The sequence below is a fragment of the Nocardia sp. CA-107356 genome, assembly GCF_050946365.1.
GTDB lineage: Bacteria > Actinomycetota > Actinomycetes > Mycobacteriales > Mycobacteriaceae > Nocardia.
Genome location: NZ_CP191992.1, coordinates 494,173 through 515,819 on the forward strand (window position 1 = coordinate 494,173; position 21,647 = coordinate 515,819).

Sequence of the window (21,647 nt, forward strand, 5' to 3'; positions counted from 1 at the left end):
ATGCCGCGGATTCCGAACCCGTGACCGTGCTGGAGATACCCAGCGTGGCCGATCTACCCACTCACTTGACCCCGGCAGAGCGAGTCTTACGAGCGACGTTCGCGGCCCGTCTCGCGTCCGAGTCGTCGAAGCGCATGCGACGAAGTCGCGAGTCTCGACGGCTCGGACGCGAGACCCCAGGGGGCCGCGAACACGCCGCGCCGAAGGCGCGGCAAAATAACACAGTGACCGATCCGCTACAGCCTCTTGTCGATCTGCCCGGAGTGCGCGAAGCAGCTGATAAGGCGCGCGACGCGCTCGCCGCCGTGCATCGGCACAAGGCCAACCGGCGGGGCTGGCCCACCACGGCGGCCGAGGCGGCGGTGCGTGCGGCCAGGTCATCCGCCGCGATCGAGGGTGCGAGCACCGAACTGCCCGCCGACGGCCGCGTCGCGGATCCGATCCTGGCCGGATCACTGCGGGTCGGGCAGGCCCTCGACGGTGACGCGTTGCGGAATCTGGTCGGCACCTGGCAGCGGGCGCCGCTACAGGCGCTGGCCCGACTGCATCTGCTGGCCGCGGCCGATCTGGTGACCGACGAGACGCTGCTCGGGCGGCCGCGCGGTGACGGCGGCGTGGCCGAACGGCTCGACCTGCTGGCGCAGACGGTGCTCGGGTCCAAGGCCCCCGCGCCGGTCATCGCGGCGGTCGTGCATGGGGAGCTGCTGGCGTTGCGGCCGTTCGGTACGGCCGACGGCATCGTCGCGCGGGCGGCCTCCCGGCTGGTCGCGGCGTCCAGTGGGCTGGACCCGCACAGCCTCGGTGTGCCGGAAGTGTTCTGGCTGCGGCGGCGCCAGCAGTACCAGGATGCGGCGGCCGGGTTCGGCTCGGGCGCCGTGGATGCGGTGGGCAGCTGGGTGATCCTGTGCTGTGGCGCCTTCGAGGATGGTGCGCGCGAGGCCACGTCGATCGCCGAAGCGGCGTCGGGATAGGGGCCGATACACGTCAAAGCGGGCGGCGTTGTCGTTAACGACCTCACCGCCCGCTAGCACGGACTCCGGGTTACCAAGCGTGCTGGGTGGGTTGTGTTCTGCGGCCTCGGCGATAATCCGAACTCCGCCGGTTCATCCCCGCAACCTGTGCGAGGCCCTCGCCGACGAAAACCCGTATCTCGCAGGCCCACAACGCTTCTGCCCTTGTCGCGGCGCGCTCCGCGTGGGTGCCTGGTGCCCGTGCTGGGAAGGGTGGGTTGGGAAGCTGAACCTTCTCTTCCGGCTCCGCTCAGGCCTTCCGTCCTTCCGTAATTACCTTTTTACACCTGCGACTGCCTTCACATCAAGGCTTGAGAAAACATTCAATAATCGGCGTGTCTACCGGCGTTTCGTGGTTAAATCCCTGGTCGCAGCGTCGCGCCGCATTATGTCAGCAAACGCTTCCGCAAGCGGTCCGATTCGCTTCCGAACAGCCAGGCCGCAGGCCCCGAACCGGGTCGGCTATGACTCAGCGGCGACGGCGCAGCAGCCGGTAACTGATCGCTCCGGCCAGCACCGCGCTCAAGCCGACCGCCGCCGTCGCGGCAAGGGTGGTCGACGACGGGGTCTGGAAGCGCGCCCACAGCGATACCGGGTTGGAGAAGGTGAGGATCGGCCATCCCTTGGCCACCGCCTCGCGACGCAGATTGCGATCCGGATTCACCGCGGTCGGATGCCCCACCGCGCTCAGCATCGGCAGATCGGTCACCGAATCGGAGTACGCATAACACCGCGACAGGTCGTAACCCTCACTGGCGGCGAGCTTTTCGATCGCGGTCACCTTACCCGCACCGTAGCAATAGAATTCGACCTCGCCGGTGTAGCGACCGTCCTCGACCACCATCCGGGTGGCCGCGGTGTGTGAGGCGCCGAGCACCTCGGCGATCGGGCCGACGATCTCCTCACCCGACGCCGAAACGATCACCACGTCATGGCCGCGGATCTTGTGATCGGCAATGAGATCGGCCGCCTCGGCGTAGATCAGCGGGTCGACGAGCTCGTGAAGTGTCTCGGCCACAATGGATTTCACCTGCTCGACATCCCAGCCCGCGACCATATTCGTCAGATTGGCGCGCATCCGCTCCATCTGATCGTGGTCGGCGCCCGACAGCATGAACAAGAAGTGGGCATAACTGCTCTCCAGCACCGCGCGCCGGTTCAGCAGGCCCTGTGCATAGAAGGGCTTACTGAACACGTAGGTGCTGGACTTCGCGATCACCGTCTTGTCGAGATCGAAGAAGGCGGCCACGCGCTCGCCCCCTGCGGTGGGGCGCTTCGTTGCCGTCACGTCCCATGCCGTCTGGTCCGCGAGCTCTGTCTGGTCGCCATCGGCCGTCACCCGTTCAGAATATGCATGCGTCGTCGAGCGTGCCGGACGGGCCGGGCGCGGAGTCTGTTCGGGAGTTTGCCCCGCAGACGCCGGGCCGGTGGTGGCCACAAAGTTCTCCGACAACAGACTTGCGTTGTGGCCCGGGCTTGGGTGTAGTATTGCTGGCACCTGGACATAGTCCAGGCGCGTTCAGCCCGACCCCCCGGGGCTGAACCCGACGGCCCCAGCCTCCTCCCCCCCCGGCTGGGGCCGTCCTCTATTTCGGGGAAGGTTTCCCCGGTTTCGGCTCTCCAGATTTATCCACACCCCCCGAGTTATCCACATTCGGCATAGTGCATCTTCTGCTGCGTCCCATCTTCGAGCACGCTGACCTGCATGAATCTCGAAGTCGCCGCAGCACTCACGCCGCCGCCCGCGCTCATGCTCATCCAGGACACCCGGCTGCGCGACGAGGTGCGCCGGGTTGCGGCGGCCGCGGAGCGTGCTCTGGACGAGCGTGGGCTGCCCGTCGGCCGACATGCCTGGACAGCCGCGCCGCTGGTGATTCTCGACACAAGGGCTGCCCAGAGCTGTGCTGGGGCTGGATATCTCCGGCGGATCGGCATCGTCCTGGTCACCGACGGGGAACCCGGATTGACCGAATGGCAGGCCGCCGCCGCGGTCGGAGCCGAGCGCGTGATCGCGCTGCCCGGCGCCGCCGTTGGGCTTATCGAGAAGTTTGCTGAGCACGGTGAATATCGCATGGGCGACGGTGTAGTCGTCGCGATCGCGGGCGCGAGCGGCGGTGCGGGGGCCTCGATATTGGCTGCGGCGACCGGGCTGCGATCCGCGGCCGAGCGGTTCCGGCGCGACACTGTCCTGGTCGACGGCGCACCCCTCGGTGGCGGCCTCGACCTGCTGCTCGGCATCGAAACCGGGGCCGGGTTGCGCTGGCCGGATCTGGTGATCGAGGACGGTCGGGTCTCCGCCGCGGCGCTGCACAGCGCACTGCCGGCAGCGGCGCAGGGACTGGCTGTACTGTCCTGCGGCCGCGGCGGTGCCGGCCGCTTGCCCGCCGAAATAGGTCCCGCCGCGATCCGCGCTGTCATCGAAGCAGGCCGTGCCGCAGGCGATTTGGTGATATGCGACCTATCCGGCGAACGCGGCCCACATGCCGACCAGATACTCGATGCGGCCGACCTCGTTGTGTTGGTCGTCCCCGCCCGCCTGCGCGCGGTGGCCGCCGCCGAATCGGTCGCCGCCCATATCGGCCAACGGAATCCGAACCAGGGCTTGATTGTTCGCGGCCCAGCTCCCGGCGGACTACGCGGCGTCGAGGTCGCCGAAGTCCTCGACCTCCCCCTACTCGCCGCCGTGCGAGCCCAACCGGGCCTCGCCGCCCGCCTCGAACGCGGCGGCCTGACCCTACGCCGTGGCCCCCTTCGCGACGCCGCGGACGCCATCCTCCGCGTGCTCAGCGCCCCAACCGGACAGGCCCTGCAATGAGTGCATCCACGAAATCCGATCCACACGTTCGAGTCCGCACGGCCGATGCAACCGTGCCGGGGCCTTCGGGGCGCCGTATCGAGGCGAGTTGGTCGAAGAAATGCCAACTGCCGCAGCGGTATCGAAATACCGCGGCTGCTGTTCGAGCAGTGCTCGGCATCTGGCGATCTGTGGTGTTGGGAGCGGTGAATATTGGGTGCTCTGTCCCGGGCGATCTGCGGCATTCCGGGCGCGCGCGGGCCCGCGGGTGCTGGGGCGCGTCCTTGGTGTGGGTGCTGGCGCTTCGGCAGGGAGGCCGTTCGATATGAGCGCGTTGGTGGTGGAGTCCGAACTGCCGCAGCGGTATCGGAATGTGGCGTATTCCGTTCGGGCGGTGCTCTACCTCGGGCCATCCGCGGTGTTGGGCACGGTGCGTGATGGGGTGCTGTGTGTCGGGCGATCTGCGGCAATCAGGGCGAGGGCGACCTGTCGGGTGCTGGGGCATGGCCTTGCAGTGGGTGCTGGCGCTGCCGTGGGGAGGCGTTCGAGATGAGCGTGTTGGTGACGTCAGAACGGCGGCAGCGGTATCGGCTTGCGGCATGTGCTGCTCGGGCGGTGGTCGATGCCCGACGATCCGCAATGTTGCGTCGTGAGGTGCAGGGTGCGCTGCGGTCTGTGTTCGGCGCGGTGCGTGGTGCGGTGCTCGGTGCCGGGAGATCGGCGAGTGCGCGGGCGATGTCCCAGGTGCTGGGGCACGTCCCCGGACTGGACGCTGGGGCTTCGGTGGGGAGGTGTTCGAGTTGAGTGCGTTGGTGACGTCGGAGTTGTTGGATCGGGTGCGGGAGCGGCTGGCCGGGACATCGGGGGATCCGGATCCGGCGCAGGTGGCCGCGGCCATTCGGGCCGAGGCCGGTGGTGTGCTCGGTGATACGGATCTGCTGCGGGCGTTGCGGCTGTTGCAGACCGAAATGACCGGGGCGGGGCTATTGGAGCCGCTGTTGCAGGATCGGCGGGTCGCCGATGTGCTGGTGACCGCACCGGATGCGGTGTGGATAGATCGGGGCCGGGGGCTGGAGCGGACCTCGGTGGTCTTCCCGGATGAGGCCGCGGTGCGCCGGTTGGCGCAGCGGTTGGCGCTGTCGGCCGGACGGCGGCTCGACGATGCGCAGCCGTGGGTCGACGGCAGACTGTCGGGAAGGGAAGCGGCGCTGGGAGATTCGTTCGGAGTGCGGCTGCATGCGGTGTTGGCGCCGGTAGCGCACGGCGGCACCTGCCTGTCATTGCGCGTGCTGCGTCCGGCAACGCAGGGACTGGACGCGCTGGCCGCCGCGGGTGCGGTACCCGCCGACGCGAAACTACTGCTGGAGAGGATCATTCGGGCCAGACTGGCGTTCTTGGTTGTCGGCGGGACCGGCGCGGGCAAGACCACACTCCTGTCCGGACTCCTGGCCAAAGTCGACGCGGACGAACGCATCATCTGCGTCGAGGACGCCGCCGAACTGGCACCACCACACCCCCATGTCGTGCGCCTGGTCGCGCGCACCGCGAACGTGGAGGGCGTCGGCGCGGTGACGGTCCGCGATCTGGTCCGCCAGGCACTACGGATGCGCCCCGACCGAATCGTCATCGGTGAAGTCCGCGGCGCCGAGGTAGTCGACCTACTGACCGCGCTGAACACCGGACACGACGGCGGCGCGGGCACCGTGCACGCGAACTCGCCCCGCGAGGTCCCCGCCCGCCTGGAAGCTCTTGCGGCACTGGGCGGTATGGATCGGGCGGCCCTGCACAGCCAACTCGCCGCAGCCGTCCAAGTGGTGCTGCACGTCCACCGCCGAGCCGACGGATCCCGCGGCCTCCGCGAAATCGGCATCGTAGAACGCGACCCCCAAGGCCGCGTCCACATAACCGCCGCCTGGCGCGCAGACCAAGCCCCCGCCCCCGCCACCCCCGAACTAACCCGCCTTCTCGACGAACGGCTCGACCGATGATCGCCGTATCGAAGCACCCCGTACCCGCAACGCTCGCAGCACGAGCCTCCAACCTGCTCGCAGCTCATTCGATGATCACCGAACGCGTCCGCCCTTTGGAAGCGATCCCCGTGGCACCGGATCCGGGCATGTCAGCGGCATCGGTCACCCCCGAACTCACTTGCCGACTCGACGAACGGCTCGACCGATGATCGGGGCGCTGATATGTCTGGCGGGTGCGGTGTTGATGGCGCCGGTGTCGAGGTCGCGGCGTCGCTTCGTCGGGATGTTCGTCTCGTCTGGGGATCGTCGAAAGCTGCGGCGCGGCAGTATGTTTCGATGGGGATTCGGTGTCGCGACGGTGGTGGCGCTTGCCGTTGGTATCGGTCCGCTGGTTGCGGCGGTGTTGGTGGGGGGAACTGTCGGTATTCGGGTTCGGCGGGCAAGCCGGGACCGGCGGCGCGGTGCTGAGTGCGCTCACTTGCTCGACGCGCTCGAGGCGGTCATAGGTGAACTGCGGGTCGGCGCTCATCCGAGTGCTGCCGCGGAGGTCGCCGCACGGGAGGCGCGTGGCGAGGCCGCACGCGCCTTCGCGGTCAGTGCGGCTCGCAGCAGGCTCGGCGGCTCCGGTGCGGATGGTCTGCGTCATCCTGATTCCATTGTCGATGCGGAACTCGCCCGGATCGCGGACGCGTGGCAGGTTGCCGAAGACCACGGTCTCGCCCTCGCTGAGCTACTTTCCGCCGCCCGTACGGATCTACTGGGCCGCATCCGCTTTCGCACCCGCACCACGGCCGCACTGGCCGGTGCTCGCGCCACTGCCGCGGTCCTGGCATGCCTTCCACTGCTGGGGATCGGTCTCGGCCAACTGATGGGTGCGGCTCCACTGCAGGTACTGCTGAGCCCAGGCGCCGGATCCGTACTGCTACCTCTGGGTGCTGCGTTGGCGTGCATCGGCTTGCTGTGGACCGACGCGATCACGCGAAAGGTCCTCCTATGAAACGAATCTGAACGGCGAGCCCGGTTGTGCACACATTCGAAGGGGTTGGGGATGGTTGGAATTACCAGTGGGCCGGTGCTTTTGCTCGCGGGGGCGTTGGTGGTGCTACCCGGGCGGGTCGCGGTGAGTCGGCGGCTGCGGGCGCTGCGAGCGGCGGGCACGCAGCCGGTTGCCGCAGTATCGACGCGCGGCACGAACAGCGATCCCGTGGCCGTAGCGTCGGTATTCGACCTGCTGGCGGCGTGCCTGCGCGCGGGATTGCCGATGGCGGCCGCGGCGCGCGCAGTGGCGCCCGGCGCGCCCGCGGTCCTCGGAGCCGCACTATGCCGGGCTGCCGATCTTCTGGCCTTGGGTGCGGACGCAGCGATGGCATGGGACCAAGTGGCACGAGACGGCGCCGACCAACCGGGCGCCGAGGAGGTCGACTCGCTCGCGCGCATGGCACGGCGCTCAGCACGATCGGGCGCTTCGCTCGCCGCCGCCGTTGGTGAACTCGCCGAGCAGCGCCGCAGCGGAGTCGAAGACGCGGCCGCCGCCCGAGCCGAACGCGCCGGAGTCCTGATCGGCGGCCCACTCGGCCTCTGCTTCCTCCCCGCCTTCATCTGCCTCGGCATCGTCCCCGTAATTATCGGCCTCGCAGGCCGAGTGCTCGGCGGGGGACTGCTGTGAAAACCCCACAACCGGGACGAACCATGCCGGACAGTGCCGAGCTGAGCAGCATTGATCCGGGACCTGCCAGGTCAGGCCGCACTGAGCAGGCCTGCGGCCAGCCAGATAGTGCGATGCCGGGTAGCGCAGTACGGGATCGTGCTGTGCCGGGCGGTGCCGAGCTGGGCAGTGTTGACCAGGGAATCGCCTGGTCAGGCCGCACTGAGTGGGCCTGCGTCGAGCCAGATAGTGCAATGCCGGGTAGTGCGGTACGGGATCGTGCTGTGCCGGGCGGTGCCGAGCTGGGCAGTGTTGACCAGGGAATCGCCTGGTCAGGCCGCACTGAGTGGGCCTGCGTCGAGCCAGATAGTGCAATGCCGGGTAGTGCGGTACGGGATCGTGCTGTGCCAGGCGGTGCCGAGCTGGGCAGTGCTGATCGGGGAATCGCCTGGTCAGGTCGCGTTGAGCGGGGAGGGCCGTGCTGAATGGTGCCGTGCTGGGTAGCGCCGAGCGGAGCAGTGTTGACCAGGGAATCGCCTGGTCAGGCTGCACTGAGTGGGCCTGCGCCGAGCCAGATCGTGCAATGCCGGGTAGTGCGGTACGGGATCGTGCTGTATCGGGCGGTGCCGAGCTGAGCAGTGCTGATCCGGAAATCGTCAGGTCAGACAGCACTGAGTGGAGCCGCGCCGGGGCGAATGGTGCCGTGTCGGGCAGTGCCCAGCTGGGCACTGCTGATCCGGGACCTGCCAGGTCAGGCCGTGCTGAGTGGGGCAGCGCCGTACTGAATGCCGTGCCGGGTAGCGCCGAGCGGCACAGTGCCGTGCCGGGCAATGCCGTGCTGGGAAGGGCTCAGCGGGGCAGAGCATGTCGACGCGGAGTGGCCGCGTGGACTGGAGAGAGAGGGGAAATCGGTGCGAATCGGGAAGATGCGGGAACGGATGGTTCGGGAGCTCGGTGCAGTCGGCGTCGAGGTGCGGGCCCGGCTGTTGCGGGCGGTGGTCGCCGAGGATGGGATGAGTACAGCGGAGTATGCGATCGGGACCATTGCCGCGGCGGCGTTCGGGGCCGTGCTCTATGGGGTGGTGACCGGGGACAGCATTGTGAACGCGCTGACGAAGATCATCGACAAGGCGCTGAACACCGCTGTGTAGCAGACCATGATCGTCGACTAAACTGTTGCGGTACAACGCATCTCGGTGGCGATCGGGGTGCGGTGACAGTTGAGGCGGCGATCGCGCTCGCTGCCATCGCGGCGTCGACGCAGGTGCGCTGTGTCGACGCCGCTCGCGAAGCGGCCCGGTTGGCTGCCCGCGGTGATCAAGCGAATGCGGTGTCGGCGGCACGGCGGGTTGCTCCTCCCGCCGCCGACATCTCGCTGCGCAGTGAGGGCGATCGGGTGGTCGCGGCGGTCTCTGCCCGCTCGCCCCTGCTGCCACTGCTGGTGCTGCGCGCAGAGGCCGTGGCCACCCGCGAGCCGGCAGCCGAGCCGTGACCGCCCGCGGCCCGGCGGCCGAAGCCGGTCTCCCTGCGGACCTGGCACAGGTAACGGACAAAGGGGTGCCACGCCACACCGGAGTGGCGGTAAGGGAGTGCAGTGATCCAGCGGTAGACGCGGTGCCGTCGGACAAAGCCCGATGTCGGCGAGTCGACGATGGCCGCCAGATTGTCGGTGTGCGGACCGAACGGCGGCGGATTGCGGTGGACCGAATCGACCATCGGGCAGCACATTTGCATCCGAAGACGAGTACGCGCGCCGCGTTGCGGTGCGGCGGGCTCAGCCTGACGACCGGACTGATCATCGCCTCAGCCACCCGTGTCGGTGTGCGGACGTCGCATCGGCGTTGCGCTGTCATCGATGCCCGAGTCGGCCGAGCGGACAGCGTGATCGCGGCCGGAGGTGAGCGTTGCTGTGGCGCGGTGCGGCGCACCTCGGCCGATGACGGTATCGCGACGGTGTTCGCGTGCCTGGTGCTGTCGGCGCTGATCGGCGTGACGCTATTGATCGGTCAAGTCGGAGTGGTGATTGTGGGGCGGCATCGGGCGCAGGCCGCGGCGGATCTGGCGGCATTGTCGGCGGCGGCGGATCTGGAGCGTGGGACCGAAGCCGGATGTGCGACGGCGGGTGATATCGCATCGCGGATGGGAGTGCGGATTCTGCAGTGCGCGGTAGTGCAGTGGGATGCGACTGTCACTGTTGAAGGGAATGTACCAATAGGTCTGTTCGGAAAGCGGACTGTTCGTGCGGTTGCACGCGCAGGACCGGTCGAAGTTGGAGAGTGACCGGTACGTACTGATGTCCGACAGTGGTACGTCACATCGACGGAATTCGGTAATTGGGATGATCGAATAATTGCGGTATCGCATCAATTTAGTTAGTAACCGCGGAACGCAATCTATGAATCCGCACGTCGGGCACTAATGCCTGTGGCAATGCCTCAGTTAACATGAATACATTCCTTTTTAATCGGCAGCCCGACACGGCCGGGGCCGCCCGGCGCGGCAGGCCGATCCGTGCCCGTCACCCCCAGTGACCGCCCGGCGAGGTGGACAAGTGATCACGTGCGGGGGTCGGCGCTGTCACGAATCGAGCCCGGGGTCTTGATCACGCCGATCGGTCACCCGTTCCGGCCGCCAATTCGCCCAGAATCGCGGTCAGTAGGTGGGCTGCGCCCGCCTTGTCCAGTGGATGGTTGCCGTTGCCGCACTTGGGTGACTGCACGCAGGATGGGCAGCCCACCGCGCATGTGCAGCTCTCGATCACCGCGAGCGTCGCCGACAACCAGCGCCGTAGCTGCGCGAATCCACGTTCGGCGAAGCCAGCGCCACCTGGCTGCCCGTCATAGACGAAGACCGTAGGCAGCCCCGTATCCGGATGCTCGGCGGTGGAGACGCCGCCGACATCCCACCGATCACACGTCGCGACCAGCGGCAATAGACCGATCGCGGCATGTTCGGCGGCGTGCAGCGCACCGGGCACCCGCGGCGTATCCAGGCCTGCCGCAGCCAATAGTTCCGGCGTCACGGTGTACAGCACCGCGCGCGTCGACAGCGTCTGCTCGGGCAGGTCCAGTTCCACCAGGTCAAGTACCTCGCCGGTGCGCAGCGTGCGCAGATAACCGATCACCTGGCTGGTGACCCGTACCTGCGCCAATGCGGTGGTCACATCGCCGTGGCAGTGTTCTTCGGTCACCTTTTCCACCATGATCGAGGTGACCTGCCTGGCGCTGGTGGTCCAGCCGGGATCGGCGCCGTGCACAAAGGCGACCCCGCCCTCGAAATCCAGCTCATCGACCACATAGATATCGCCTTGATGCAGGTGAACCGCTCCTTCGTGCAGCGTCACCCGCGCTCGTCCGGCGTCGGCGGTGCCCAGCAGTCTGCCGGTCTCACCGTCCACGATGGCGATGGGTGTGCCGATGCCACCGCGCACGTCGACGGCATCGTGCGGCTGCGCCTCCGCCGTCGCGAACCAGCGTGCGCTGCCGTCCCTCGCAACGCCCGTTCGGCGTCGAATCAGCCCTTGACCTGCGAGATCGGCGAGCACATCGCGCGCACCCAGCGCATCGACCTCACCATCGGTGAGCGGCAGTTCCAGTGCGGCGCACAGCAACTGCGGACCCAATACATAGGGATTGCGCGGATCGGTGATCGTGGCCTCGACCGGCTTGTCCAACAGCGCCTCCGGGTGGTGGACGAGGAAGGTGTCCAGCGGATCGTCCCTGGCCACCAGCAGCACCAGCGATCCCTGCGTGCGCCGCCCCGCACGCCCGGCCTGCTGCCAGAACGAGGCGACCGTGCCGGGAAAACCCGAGATCACGACGGCATCCAGCCCCGCGATATCGACCCCGAGCTCCAGCGCGTTGGTGGTCGCCGCCGCCAGCAGCGACCCATCCGAGAGCGCGGCCTCCAGCTCGCGCCGATCCTCGGCGAGATAACCCGCCCGATAGGCCGCGACCCGCTCGCTCAGCGCCGGATCCACCTCGGCGAGCAGCCTGCGCGCCTCGATCGCGGTCAATTCCGCGGCCCGTCGTGACCTGACGAATGCCAGCGTGCGCGCGCCCTCGACCACTAGATCAGCCATGATCCTGGCCGCCTCCGAGGTCGCGGAGCGCCGTACCGGCGCACCGTTTTCGCCGGTCAGCGTGGTCAACAGCGGCGGCTCCCACAGTGCGATGGTGCGTGCGCCCTGCGGCGATCCGTCGTCGGTGACCGCGACACAGGGCGCGCCGATCAGCCGGGACGCCGCTGCCGCTGGTTCGGCCGTGGTCGCCGAGCACAGTATGAATACCGGGTCCGCGCCGTAATGGGCCGCGATGCGCCGCAGCCTGCGCAGTACCAGCGCCACATGTGAGCCGAACACACCGCGGTAGGCGTGGCATTCGTCCACCACTACATAGCGCAGCCTGCGCAGCACCCTGGCCCAGCGTTGATGCGAGCGCAGCATGCCGACGTGCAGCATGTCCGGATTGGTGAGGATCATCCTGGCATTCGCGCGCACCCATTGCCGGACCTCGGCCTGCGTATCGCCGTCATAGGTGGCCGGATGGACGTCCCGCAGCGGACTCTCGTGGGTCAATTCCGCTATTGCCCGCAGCTGGTCGGCGCCCAATGCCTTGGTCGGCGCGAGATAAACGGCGGTGGCGAGCGGATCTTCCCGCAGCGCGGTGAGGACCGGCAGCTGGTAGCCGAGCGATTTCCCGGATGCTGTTCCCGTGCTGACGACGACGTGTCGCCCGCTCGCGGCGAGGTCGGCGGTCTTGGTCTGATGCGTCCACGGCGCCTCGACGCCGGTGGCGCGCAGCGCCGCGACCACATCGGGCGCGGCCCAATCCGGCCAGGTAGTGGCGGCCGCGGGACGGGCGGACAGCTCTACGACATGGGTGAGACGGGGGGCATCGTCGGGGACCCCATTTAGGACACGATTCAGCAACGATCCCCCGTAGCTCGGGCCTTTGCTGGGGTGTATCCGAGTTACCGGTTCGGTCGGATTCACGACTCCGGCTCCGCGACACGCGTGGAAAGTGTGAAACGTGTGCACTTGGGAAGCTCGACCTGCCATTTCGATACCAAATAGCGACCTGGGTCACAGGCCGTTTGCCATACGCTGACTCGGTTATCTGGAGGCAAACGAACCACAAGTCTGGATTCTGGCATTGTGTCCCTCACCTGCGCATTCGCAAGATCAACTTTTTTGCAAATTGTCGGTAACTCGACTGTTGAATTGCTCGAAGACATGGTTCACTAGTTCCTGGTCGCAAGCTTCTGTGTTCGAGGGACGGATCCAAAGTCCAAACCGTCAGCAGGATCGATGTTGCGAACGGTGTGCTTGGTGCTTTCCTGCAGGGGGAACCAACAGTACAGCGGTCGGAACGGACCCGGTGGGCGAACCTACTTGTCCGCCGTTCCGGTAAGAAAAGAGAAGGAACAGAATGGCACAGGGAACTGTGAAGTGGTTCAACGCGGAGAAGGGGTTCGGCTTCATCGCGCCCGAGGACGGCTCCGCTGACGTCTTCGTCCACTACTCCGAGATCCAAGGGTCGGGCTTCCGCACCCTCGAGGAGAACCAGAAGGTCGAGTTCGAGGTTGGCCAGGGCACGAAGGGCCCACAGGCCACCGGAGTTCGCGCGCTCAGCTGAGCGACGCAACGATTCGCTCGTCCCTCACCGCCGGTAACGGAGGTGAGGGACGAGCTATATCTGGGGTAGGACACAATTAATGCCGGGCACCTGCTGTGCGGCCGCATTGTGATGGGCACTGCATACTGATCAGCAGCGACGCAGGTACGCTCTGTGGTTCGAGTCGCAAGCGCTCGGCCACACGTCGCGTCAAGGTATAAACGTGTCTGGTGGCAACGTTCTCCTCGTCGCCGCCGCTTGCCCCAGCCGCGCACAGCGCGAAACGCGCCGCGCGGGTCGATTAGGAAAGGTGTATTCGCCGGTGGCAACACGAGACCGCGGTGCAGCCGACCAGGGCCGTCCCCTGCGTCGTCTCGTGATCGTCGAGTCCCCGACCAAGGCCCGCAAAATCGCGCCCTATCTCGGCCGCAATTACATGGTCGAGGCCTCGGTCGGTCACATTCGGGACCTGCCGCGTGGTGCGGCGGACGTTCCGGCCAAGTACAAGGGGCAGTCCTGGGCGCGCCTCGGCGTCGACGTCGACAACGACTTCGAGCCGATCTATGTGGTGAGCCCGGATAAGAAGGCCAAGGTCTCCGAGCTCAAGAGCCTGTTGCAGGACGCCGATGAGCTCTACCTCGCCACCGACCCCGACCGTGAGGGCGAGGCGATCGCCTGGCACCTGTTGGAGACGTTGAAGCCCAAGGTGCCGGTGCGGCGCATGGTGTTCCACGAGATCACCGAGCCCGCCATCCTGGCCGCCGCGGCCGATACCCGCGATCTGGACACCGATCTGGTCGACGCGCAGGAGACCCGGCGCATCCTGGACCGTTTGTACGGCTACGAGGTCAGCCCCGTGCTGTGGAAGAAGGTCATGCCGCGGTTGTCGGCTGGCCGGGTGCAGTCGGTCGCGACCAGGGTGATCGTGCAGCGTGAGCGGGAGCGGATGGCGTTCCGCTCGGCCGAGTACTGGGATATCGCGGCGAAGCTGGATGCGGGCGGGGAGAACGGCGACGCCACCAACCCACGGACCTTCGGCGCGCGTCTGGTCACCGTCGATGGGACCAGGGTCGCCACCGGACGGGACTTCGGTCCGGACGGTCAGCTCAGGGGCAATGGGGTCGTCGTACTCGATCAGACCTACGCTCGGCGGCTCGCCGAGGCGCTGGAGGGCGCCGATCTCGTGGTCTCCTCCGCGGAGGCCAAGCCGTATACCCGCAAGCCGTACGCGCCGTTCATGACCTCGACGCTGCAACAGGAGGCGGGCCGCAAGCTGCGGTTCAACGCCGAGCGCACCATGCGGGTCGCGCAGCGGTTGTACGAGAACGGCTATATCACCTATATGCGTACCGACTCGACCACGCTGTCGGAGTCGGCGATCGCCGCGGCCAGATCGCAGGCGACCCAGCTGTACGGCGCGGAGTATGTACATCCGACGCCGCGTCAGTACACCCGCAAGGTGAAGAACGCGCAGGAGGCGCACGAGGCGATCCGTCCGGCGGGCGATACCTTTGCGACACCGGGACAGCTGCACGCACGGCTGGACAATGACGAGTTCCGGCTCTACGAGCTGATCTGGCAGCGCACCGTCGCCTCGCAGATGGCCGATGCCAGGGGCACCACGTTGACGCTGCGGATCACCGGTGTCGCTGGTACCGGTGAGGAATGCGTCTTCTCGGCCTCCGGTCGGACCATTACCTTCCCGGGCTTCCTGAAGGCCTATGTCGAGAGTGTGGACGAAGAGGCGGGCGGTCAGTCCGATGACGCCGAATCCCGGCTGCCCGCACTCGAGCAGGGTGAGCGCGTCACCGCGGTGGAGCTGAATCCCGATGGGCACAGCACGAATCCGCCCGCGCGGTACACCGAAGCCTCGTTGATCAAAACGCTCGAAGACCTCGGCATCGGCCGTCCCTCGACATATTCCTCGATCATCAAAACGATTCTCGACCGCGGATATGTGTACAAGCGCGGCAGTGCGCTGGTGCCGTCGTGGGTCGCGTTCGCGGTGGTCGGTCTGCTGGAGGCCTATTTCGGTCGGCTGGTCGACTTCGACTTCACCGCCGCGATGGAGGACGACCTCGATGCCATCGCCGGTGGGCGCGAGCAGCGCGGAAATTGGTTGTCCAGCTTCTATTTCGGTGGCGACCACGGTGTCGAGGGGTCGGTCGCGCGCTCCGGTGGTCTGAAGAAGATGGTCGGTGAGCGGCTCGACGATATCGATGCCCGCGAGGTCAATTCGATCAAGCTGTTCGTTGATGACGCCGGTCGCGACGTCGTGGTCCGGGTCGGCCGGTTCGGGCCGTACCTGGAGCGGATGGTCGCCAATCCCGATGACCCGGAAGGGGATTCGATCTCGCAGCGGGCGAATCTGCCCGATGATCTGCCGCCGGACGAGCTGACCGCCGAGGTCGCCGAGAAGCTCTTCTCGACGCCGCAGGAGGGCCGTGCACTGGGCGTGGATCCGGCGACCGGACACGAAATCGTTGCCAAGGAAGGACGTTTCGGGCCGTACGTCACCGAGATTCTGCCCGAACCCGAGCCTGCGGCCGAGGATGGGCCGACGCCCGCCAAGAAGACCGCGAAAAAGGCTGCGGCGCCGAAGCCGCGGACCGGATCGCTGTTCAAAGATATGGATCTGGCCACGATTACGCTCGACGATGCGCTGAAGCTGTTGTCGCTGCCGCGCGTTGTCGGCGCCGATCCGGTCTCCGGTGAGGAGATCACCGCGCAGAACGGGCGCTACGGCCCATATCTGAAGAAGGGCACGGATTCACGTTCGCTGCTCAACGAGGATCAGATATTCACCGTGACACTCGATGAGGCTTTGAAGATCTACGCCGAGCCCAAGCGGCGCGGGCGGCAGGCGGCCAGCGCCGCGGCGCTGCGCGAGCTCGGGAACGACGCGGCCACCGGCAAGCCGATGGTGATCAAGGACGGACGTTTCGGTCCGTACGTCACCGACGGTGAGACCAATGCCAGCCTGCGCAAGGGCGACGAGGTCGAGTCGATCACCGACGCGCGAGCCTCGGAACTGCTCGCCGATCGGCGAGCGCGTGGTCCGGTGAAGAAGGCGGCCAAGAAGACCGCGGCGAAGAAGACGCCCGCCAAGAAGGCGACGGCCGCGAAGAAGACCGCGACCAAGGCCACGGCGGTGAAGAAGACCGCCGCCAAGAAGACAGCCGCGAAGAAGTCGTGACGGTGTCGCGCCGGTCGGTTCGAGCTGACCGGCGCGATCCACCGCAGGCTGTCGTTGTCGAGTCTGTAGGGCAGACAGTCGTCGAACGAGACCGAGCTATGGCGTAGCCTCGCGCCGTATCGACGCTGGACCGTGAAGGGGACCGCCCATGACCATCGACCAGGAACGCGAAGATCTCATCCTCGCGCTCGCCAGTCAGCGCGATCTGTTCCGAATCACGTTGCGGGGCATTACTGATGAGCAAGCGCGGCAGCGCACCACCGCAAGCGAGCTGACCCTGGGCGGGTTGCTGCACCACATCGTCAACTGCGAGCGGCACTGGACGAAGGTCGTCATCGAGCGGGATGAGACGGCGGAGCTGGATGTGTCGGAATTCGACGGCGAGTATGTGATGGGTCCCGACGAAACGGTTGCCGGACTGCTGGCGGCGTGGGACGAGGCGGCGGAGGCGACGGCCAAGCTGATTCGGACCGAGCCCGATCTGAGCACGTCCATCCCGACACCGACTACGCCGTGGACGCCCGAGCGGGTCTGGTGGTCGGTGCGGTTCACGGTGCTGCACGTCCTGCGCGAGATCGCGCACCACAGCGGCCACGCCGACATCATCCGGGAAGAACTCGACGGGGCGAACACCACTTATCAGCGCGTCTGACTGCATGTCGGTGGGGGCGGCTAGGGTGTACGGCGTGGTGGGTGTCTTCGATCGGCTGGTCGGCCAGGATGCGGTCGAATCCGAACTCACGGCTGCCGCGATTGCCGCTCGTGGGGGGACCGGCAACGGGGCGATGACACATTCATGGTTGTTCACCGGCCCGCCGGGATCCGGGAGATCTATTGCCGCGCTGTGCTTTGCGGCCGCACTACAGTGCACGGACGAGGGGACGCCCGGGTGTGGGCGGTGTCATGCGTGCACGACCACAATGGCCGGAACGCATGGTGATGTGCGGCGGGTGATTCCGGAGGGGCTCAGCATCAGCACCAAGGAGATGCGCGAGATCGTGCAGATCGCCTCGCGGCGGCCGAGTACCGGCCGGTGGCAGGTGGTGTTGATCGAGGATGCCGATCGGTTGACCGAGGCTGCGGGCAATGTGCTGTTGAAGGTGGTCGAGGAGCCGCCGGATCGGACGGTGTTCCTGCTGTGTGCGCCATCGGTGGATCCGGAGGACATCTCCGTGACGCTGCGATCGCGTTGTCGGCATGTGCATTTGGTGACGCCGTCGGTGCCCGCCATCGCGCAGGTGCTGCGCGAGCGCGACAAGCTCGATGAGAAGACGGCCAACTGGGCGGCATCGGTGAGCGGCGGCCACGTCGGGCGGGCCCGGCGGCTGGCCACCGACGAGGAGGCCCGGTCGCGCCGTCAGCGTGCGCTGGCACTGGTCGGTGCGGTTTCGCGGCCCGGTGCCGCCTATGCCGCCGCGGACGAATTGGTGAAGTCGGCCGACGACGAGGCGAAGCAGATGAGTGCGGCTCGCGACGAACGCGAGCGGGAAGAATTGGCGACCGCACTCGGCGCTGGCGGCACAGGCAAGGGTGCCGCGGGCGCGACCCGAGGCTCGGCCGGTGTGCTGAAGGATTTGGAGCGCAGGCAGAAGTCCCGCGCCACCCGCACTGGACGCGATGCTCTCGACCGCGCCCTCATCGACGTCGCGGGCGTCTACCGCGACGCCATCGCCGTCCGCTTCGGCGCGGCCCGCAACGGTTCCGGCGTCGCCCTCACACACCCCGACCTGTCCGACCAGATCCACGACCTCGCCGACCGCGTCCGCCCCGAAGGCCTGCTCCGCTCCATCGAAGCTGTCCTCACCTGCCGCGAAGCCCTGGACCTCAACGTCAAACCCCGCTTCGCCCTCGCCGCGATGGTCGCCACCCTCATCTCGGCCCAAACTGCCTAACGGCTTCATCGACCACTCCGGATGAGCCGAGCGTTTCACTCGTAATGAAAAGGACAAGGGTTCGATCGGCCCGATATTGGGCTGGCAACGTCCACGAACCCGTCAGGTGCCGCCGTCCCGTCCGCCGATCACGCTGCGGTGACCACCCGTTTTCGCGATCCGACCGTCGAGACGATAGACTCGCGTGGCCGAAAGGCACGCCGCCTTAGCTCAGTCGGTAGAGCGCTTCACTCGTAATGAAAAGGTCGGGGGTTCGATTCCCCCAGGCGGCTCCATTTTCCCAGGTAGAGGGCGCTTTCGGTCGCGTGAATATCTATCCATCTGGATGGAACTCCCAACCAGATCCCGAACTGCCGTGGAACCGGGTGGTTTCGGTGCGGGTCGAACAGCGCACAGTGGTTATCGCGGCGACCTCGGCGCGCGGCGGCGTCACCTTCGATGTCGACGATCCGGAGTCCAGAATCGTCCGCTACCGCACCACGGAAGCTGTGTGCCGTCACATCGTCATGGATGCCGAGTGCGCCACGAACCCGCCGCCACTCGTGCCCAACATTCTGCGTATCACGCAGCGTCCACACAGCCGACGATGCCGCCGGATCAACCGATCCGGCGGCACTCGAAGACCGCGATGCTCACCTGCGTAGGGTACGAACGAACTCACAACCGCCGCCAGATCGAGGTCAGGCGTCGGCACAGCGAACTCGGGAAGCATTCTGCATCAGCTGTTTCCGCTCGATATCGCTAGAGCTGACAGCTTCTCTCAGTGGTTCGGGTTGAACGGTTCGGTGCCGAGGACCAGCGAGAGTCCCGAGATGCCGGAATGCGCTCGGGCGTAAGCAAGTTCGTGGCTCATGTCACCGATGTTGTTGACGATCGGCACGCCGATGCCCAGTGTCGACAGTGTGCCGAGGGCACAGCCGGTGCGGTCGAGGAAGGCGCTGCCGCTGTCGCCGGGTATCCCTGGCATGGGCGTGGTCAACGCGTGCGTCCAACCGGCGGTAGCAAGCCCGTCGACCTTGGTCTGGCCGATCCGCGGGGACAGTTCGGCGATGCCGAACCGCAGGCCGGAGTTGCCGTAACCATAGACGCGGTCACCGATGCCGGTTCCGGTGGTGTTGATGTCGACGGGACCACCCCAGTACGGCACGCTCGGGTTGACCTTGCCGACGTCCTCGGGGGCGACCTTCACCAACGCGAAATCGTTGTAGGTGCAGGCGTTGTGGTCCTGCTCGCCGTCCTGCCGCATGGCCTGCCAGCTGCTATAGACCAGTTGACCGGTGCCGACGACCTCACCGGGGAACAACATCAGTAGGCCGCCACGGTTGAAGGTTACGGCGGTGCCGAGGGGGAGACTGTCAGCGGTGCAGCCGTCGGGGTCTTTCAGGTCGCCGATACCTGTCCCAGCGCAGTGCGCGGCCTGACCGAGGTACACGTTGCCGGCATCGTCGGTGAAGGTGTAGTTCGCCGTGCACTGTCTCGCACCCTGGGTATTGGTCTGCACCCCGGGCGTTATGGTGGCGGACGCGGCGGATGCCCATCGGTGCCCCGACTTGTCCGCGGCAAGGGTGAACTGCTCGGCGCTACCTGGCCACGGCTGTGCCGACGCAGTGCCGCGTCCGGCAATGAGATGCGCGCCGGTGGCTGCGACGACGGCGGTCACCGTGACCGCGAGCGCACGGTAGAGAGTGGATCGCTGCATGGGATATTTCCCTTTCACTGTGATGTTCGACCGCTCTGCTGCGCCGTGGCCCCATTCGTTAGCCAGGCGTTTGCTAATGACGAGAACTGGCGGCGTGCCGCATGTCTGACACGTTGAGGCGCCGACCTGGTGGCGCCCAAGAAAGTCCCAACTGAATCGCTTCGAGTCGAGGAGTGTCGAATATATGTTCGATCGCCGGGAGTGGTTGAGATTCATCAAAGCCGCTGTTCGGGTCTCACTGTGATAGTCGTTCGACAGCGAAGAGTCGCTTGAAGTAGCGGTGATCTCTGGTAACGAAAGGTCGGGGTTCGATCCGCTCGAGCGGCCCCATATTATCTTGCTATAAGCACAGGTGGAGTCTCTTTTAGAGGCTTCTTGTGCATTTGATGACCCGCAAGCGGGCGGGCTGTCCTTTGCCGCGGTTGACCTGCCCTTTTCATCGCGAGGATTCGGTCCTCCTACCCGCTGGCGAGATCAGACCATCCCTTGACACGCTTGTCTGAAGAGCCTGGTTCGAGGCCCTTCGAAAACCGTGAGCGACGACGGCCGGATGGCAGGTGTATCAGGCTGGACCCAGTCCTGCTAGTCGTGCCGCAGTCAGAGCAACGTATAGCTCGGCGGCTGCTTTGGGATCCGAGCAGCGGCGGTCGGTGAGGGTCTCGATGCGGCGCAGTCGGAAGTGGATGGTGTTCCGGTGGTAGTGCAGGCGTTGAGCGACTTCGGTATTGGAGCCACCGCACTCGAACCAGAGGGCGAGCGTGCCGAGGAGCGTGTCGCGTTCTTCGGGAGGTAAGTCCAGTACGGGGCCGAGGATGTCGTTGGCCAGTTCCAGTGACGCGGACGGGGCGTGCGCGAGTACGAGCGGGATGGGTGTACTGCCGTAGGCGGTAACGGTGGCCGTTCCTGGCAGTGCACAACGTCCGGCAAGTTCCGCTTCGCGCAGCGCGGTGCTCGCAAACCCTGCGGTCGGGAAGGGCCGGCTCGCGCCGATACGGCTGGTGGCATGTTCGCGCAGCCGCGCGAGTACCCGATCGGGAGCGCGTGTCGTGGCCAGGCTGAGCAGGCCGATCCGAGCGCCGGCTTCGCTGATCCAGATCGATTCGACGAAGTCGGCGCGCAGTCGCTCCTCGATGCCGGACAGCGGCTCCATCAGGTCGGGATCGGCTTCTGCGTGCACCACGATAAAGTTGCCCAGCGGCGGTAGGTGAAGTGCGCGGGCGATATCGCGTTGGGTCGGATCGTCGGTATCGCCGTCGAGTAGCTTGCGCAACATCGCACGGCGTTCGGAATTGTCACGGCGGACTCGTTCTGTCAAATAGTCGCCGTATGCATCGGCAGCCGCACCCGAGTAGTCGTCGATGATTCGCCACATTTCCGAACCGAGCCGTGGCAACATGTCGAGGCTGGTGCGCGCAGCTGTGATGAGCGCGCGTTCCCACAGCAGCCGCCCGGCCAAGCGGTACGCGTGCAGCACCGCCGCGAGGGGCACGCCGAGTTCGGCTTTGACTCGGCCGACCACGGTAGCGGGCTGCAGCCGGCGTCCGTTGCTGCCCGAGAGTTCGCCGAGGAGCGCGACAAGGTTGTCACGGACGACGAACCCCAACTCGTCGTCGGTGAGAGCTGTTGATTCCGCATAGGCGTGGTCGCCCGTACGAATTCGGCCGACCAGCTCGGCCGTGAGGTCGTCGACCTCCATCAGCAGCGTGCGTGCCAGCGCAGTGGAATCATTCGCGGGCGGCTCGGTCAGCACGGTCATGGCGTCGATGGTAGGCATTCGCTCTGGATGGCGCCTGTGCCCGAGCACATCAAGTAGCCGGGATCGGTAA

At 66.6% G+C, this 21,647-nt stretch carries 16 protein-coding genes and 1 tRNA gene; 13 read left to right on the forward strand and 4 right to left on the reverse strand.

What is annotated here, in order from left to right:
- The first annotated feature begins 224 nt into the window (after positions 1–224).
- Positions 225–971 (forward strand): oxidoreductase, encoded by a 747-nt coding sequence (locus ACQP1G_RS02255; RefSeq protein ID WP_433197865.1) that lies wholly within the window; start codon positions 225–227, stop codon positions 969–971.
- A 508-nt stretch (positions 972–1,479) separates the two neighbouring features.
- Here the strand turns inward: ACQP1G_RS02255 and ACQP1G_RS02260 are convergent.
- Positions 1,480–2,298, reverse strand: a complete 819-nt coding sequence (locus ACQP1G_RS02260) for an HAD family hydrolase (RefSeq protein WP_433208021.1) — start codon at positions 2,296–2,298, stop codon at positions 1,480–1,482.
- A gap of 417 nt (positions 2,299–2,715) precedes the next feature.
- Here ACQP1G_RS02260 and ssd point away from each other — a divergent pair, with 417 nt between their 5' ends.
- The 7 genes from ssd (at position 2,716) to ACQP1G_RS02295 (ending at position 9,699) form a co-directional block, all read left to right on the forward strand.
- The gene (ssd, locus tag ACQP1G_RS02265; RefSeq protein WP_433197867.1) at positions 2,716–3,825 is read left to right on the forward strand and encodes a septum site-determining protein Ssd; all 1,110 of its coding nucleotides are present in this window, start codon (positions 2,716–2,718) and stop codon (positions 3,823–3,825) included.
- A 779-nt stretch (positions 3,826–4,604) separates the two neighbouring features.
- A complete protein-coding gene (locus ACQP1G_RS02270; RefSeq protein ID WP_433197869.1) occupies positions 4,605–5,792 on the forward strand; it encodes a TadA family conjugal transfer-associated ATPase in 1,188 nt (395 codons plus the stop codon).
- A gap of 187 nt (positions 5,793–5,979) precedes the next feature.
- Entirely contained in the window at positions 5,980–6,771 is a 792-nt protein-coding gene (locus ACQP1G_RS02275; protein WP_433197871.1) for a type II secretion system F family protein, read from the forward strand.
- 51 nt (positions 6,772–6,822) lie between these two features.
- A complete protein-coding gene (locus tag ACQP1G_RS02280; RefSeq protein WP_433197873.1) occupies positions 6,823–7,440 on the forward strand; it encodes a type II secretion system F family protein in 618 nt (205 codons plus the stop codon).
- A 917-nt stretch (positions 7,441–8,357) separates the two neighbouring features.
- Entirely contained in the window at positions 8,358–8,570 is a 213-nt protein-coding gene (locus ACQP1G_RS02285) for a DUF4244 domain-containing protein (RefSeq protein WP_433208024.1), read from the forward strand.
- A gap of 62 nt (positions 8,571–8,632) precedes the next feature.
- Positions 8,633–8,911, forward strand: coding sequence for a TadE family type IV pilus minor pilin (locus ACQP1G_RS02290; RefSeq protein ID WP_433197875.1), 279 nt, complete (start codon positions 8,633–8,635; stop codon positions 8,909–8,911).
- Between the two features lie 179 nt (positions 8,912–9,090).
- Positions 9,091–9,699 carry an Rv3654c family TadE-like protein gene (locus ACQP1G_RS02295; protein ID WP_433197877.1) on the forward strand — a complete coding sequence of 203 codons (609 nt, stop codon included), beginning with the start codon at positions 9,091–9,093 and terminating at the stop codon, positions 9,697–9,699.
- A 322-nt stretch (positions 9,700–10,021) separates the two neighbouring features.
- Here the strand turns inward: ACQP1G_RS02295 and ACQP1G_RS02300 are convergent, their stop codons facing one another.
- The gene (locus ACQP1G_RS02300) at positions 10,022–12,349 is read right to left on the reverse strand and encodes a DEAD/DEAH box helicase (RefSeq protein WP_433197879.1); all 2,328 of its coding nucleotides are present in this window, start codon (positions 12,347–12,349) and stop codon (positions 10,022–10,024) included.
- 499 nt (positions 12,350–12,848) lie between these two features.
- Between ACQP1G_RS02300 and ACQP1G_RS02305 the strand changes: the two genes are divergently transcribed.
- The 5 genes from ACQP1G_RS02305 to ACQP1G_RS02325 all read left to right on the forward strand — a co-directional run bounded on the left by ACQP1G_RS02305 (position 12,849) and on the right by ACQP1G_RS02325 (position 18,397).
- The gene (locus ACQP1G_RS02305) at positions 12,849–13,055 is read left to right on the forward strand and encodes a cold-shock protein (RefSeq protein ID WP_011206895.1); all 207 of its coding nucleotides are present in this window, start codon (positions 12,849–12,851) and stop codon (positions 13,053–13,055) included.
- A 355-nt stretch (positions 13,056–13,410) separates the two neighbouring features.
- Positions 13,411–16,230: a type I DNA topoisomerase gene (topA, locus tag ACQP1G_RS02310; RefSeq protein ID WP_433208027.1), complete on the forward strand. Its 2,820-nt coding sequence runs from the start codon at positions 13,411–13,413 to the stop codon at positions 16,228–16,230.
- Positions 16,231–16,378: 148 nt separating this feature from the next.
- Positions 16,379–16,882, forward strand: a complete 504-nt coding sequence (locus ACQP1G_RS02315; protein ID WP_433197881.1) for a DinB family protein — start codon at positions 16,379–16,381, stop codon at positions 16,880–16,882.
- A 4-nt stretch (positions 16,883–16,886) separates the two neighbouring features.
- Complete coding sequence (locus ACQP1G_RS02320) at positions 16,887–18,122, forward strand: DNA polymerase III subunit delta' (protein WP_433197883.1); 1,236 nt, start codon at positions 16,887–16,889, stop codon at positions 18,120–18,122.
- Between the two features lie 199 nt (positions 18,123–18,321).
- Positions 18,322–18,397 (forward strand) — tRNA-Thr (locus ACQP1G_RS02325).
- Between the two features lie 485 nt (positions 18,398–18,882).
- Here the strand turns inward: ACQP1G_RS02325 and ACQP1G_RS02330 are convergent.
- Together ACQP1G_RS02330 and ACQP1G_RS02335 are read right to left on the reverse strand one after the other, a co-directional pair.
- The gene (locus ACQP1G_RS02330; RefSeq protein ID WP_433197885.1) at positions 18,883–19,821 is read right to left on the reverse strand and encodes a hypothetical protein; all 939 of its coding nucleotides are present in this window, start codon (positions 19,819–19,821) and stop codon (positions 18,883–18,885) included.
- A 562-nt stretch (positions 19,822–20,383) separates the two neighbouring features.
- On the reverse strand, positions 20,384–21,577 hold the full coding sequence (locus ACQP1G_RS02335; protein ID WP_433197887.1) for a PucR family transcriptional regulator: 1,194 nt from the start codon (positions 21,575–21,577) through the stop codon (positions 20,384–20,386).
- Between the last annotated feature and the right edge of the window lie 70 nt (positions 21,578–21,647).

What these genes read in the sequence shown, in the direction of transcription:
- ssd (WP_433197867.1), top strand. Translation starts at nt 2,716, where the DNA reads ATGAATCTCGAAGTCGCCGCAGCACTCACGCCGCCGCCCGCGCTCATG.
- ACQP1G_RS02335 (WP_433197887.1), bottom strand. Translation starts at nt 21,577, where the DNA reads ATGACCGTGCTGACCGAGCCGCCCGCGAATGATTCCACTGCGCTGGCA.
- ACQP1G_RS02320 (WP_433197883.1), top strand. Translation starts at nt 16,887, where the DNA reads ATGTCGGTGGGGGCGGCTAGGGTGTACGGCGTGGTGGGTGTCTTCGAT.
- ACQP1G_RS02280 (WP_433197873.1), top strand. Translation starts at nt 6,823, where the DNA reads ATGGTTGGAATTACCAGTGGGCCGGTGCTTTTGCTCGCGGGGGCGTTG.
- ACQP1G_RS02330 (WP_433197885.1), bottom strand. Translation starts at nt 19,821, where the DNA reads ATGCAGCGATCCACTCTCTACCGTGCGCTCGCGGTCACGGTGACCGCC.
- ACQP1G_RS02275 (WP_433197871.1), top strand. Translation starts at nt 5,980, where the DNA reads ATGATCGGGGCGCTGATATGTCTGGCGGGTGCGGTGTTGATGGCGCCG.
- ACQP1G_RS02315 (WP_433197881.1), top strand. Translation starts at nt 16,379, where the DNA reads ATGACCATCGACCAGGAACGCGAAGATCTCATCCTCGCGCTCGCCAGT.
- ACQP1G_RS02305 (WP_011206895.1), top strand. Translation starts at nt 12,849, where the DNA reads ATGGCACAGGGAACTGTGAAGTGGTTCAACGCGGAGAAGGGGTTCGGC.
- ACQP1G_RS02285 (WP_433208024.1), top strand. Translation starts at nt 8,358, where the DNA reads ATGGTTCGGGAGCTCGGTGCAGTCGGCGTCGAGGTGCGGGCCCGGCTG.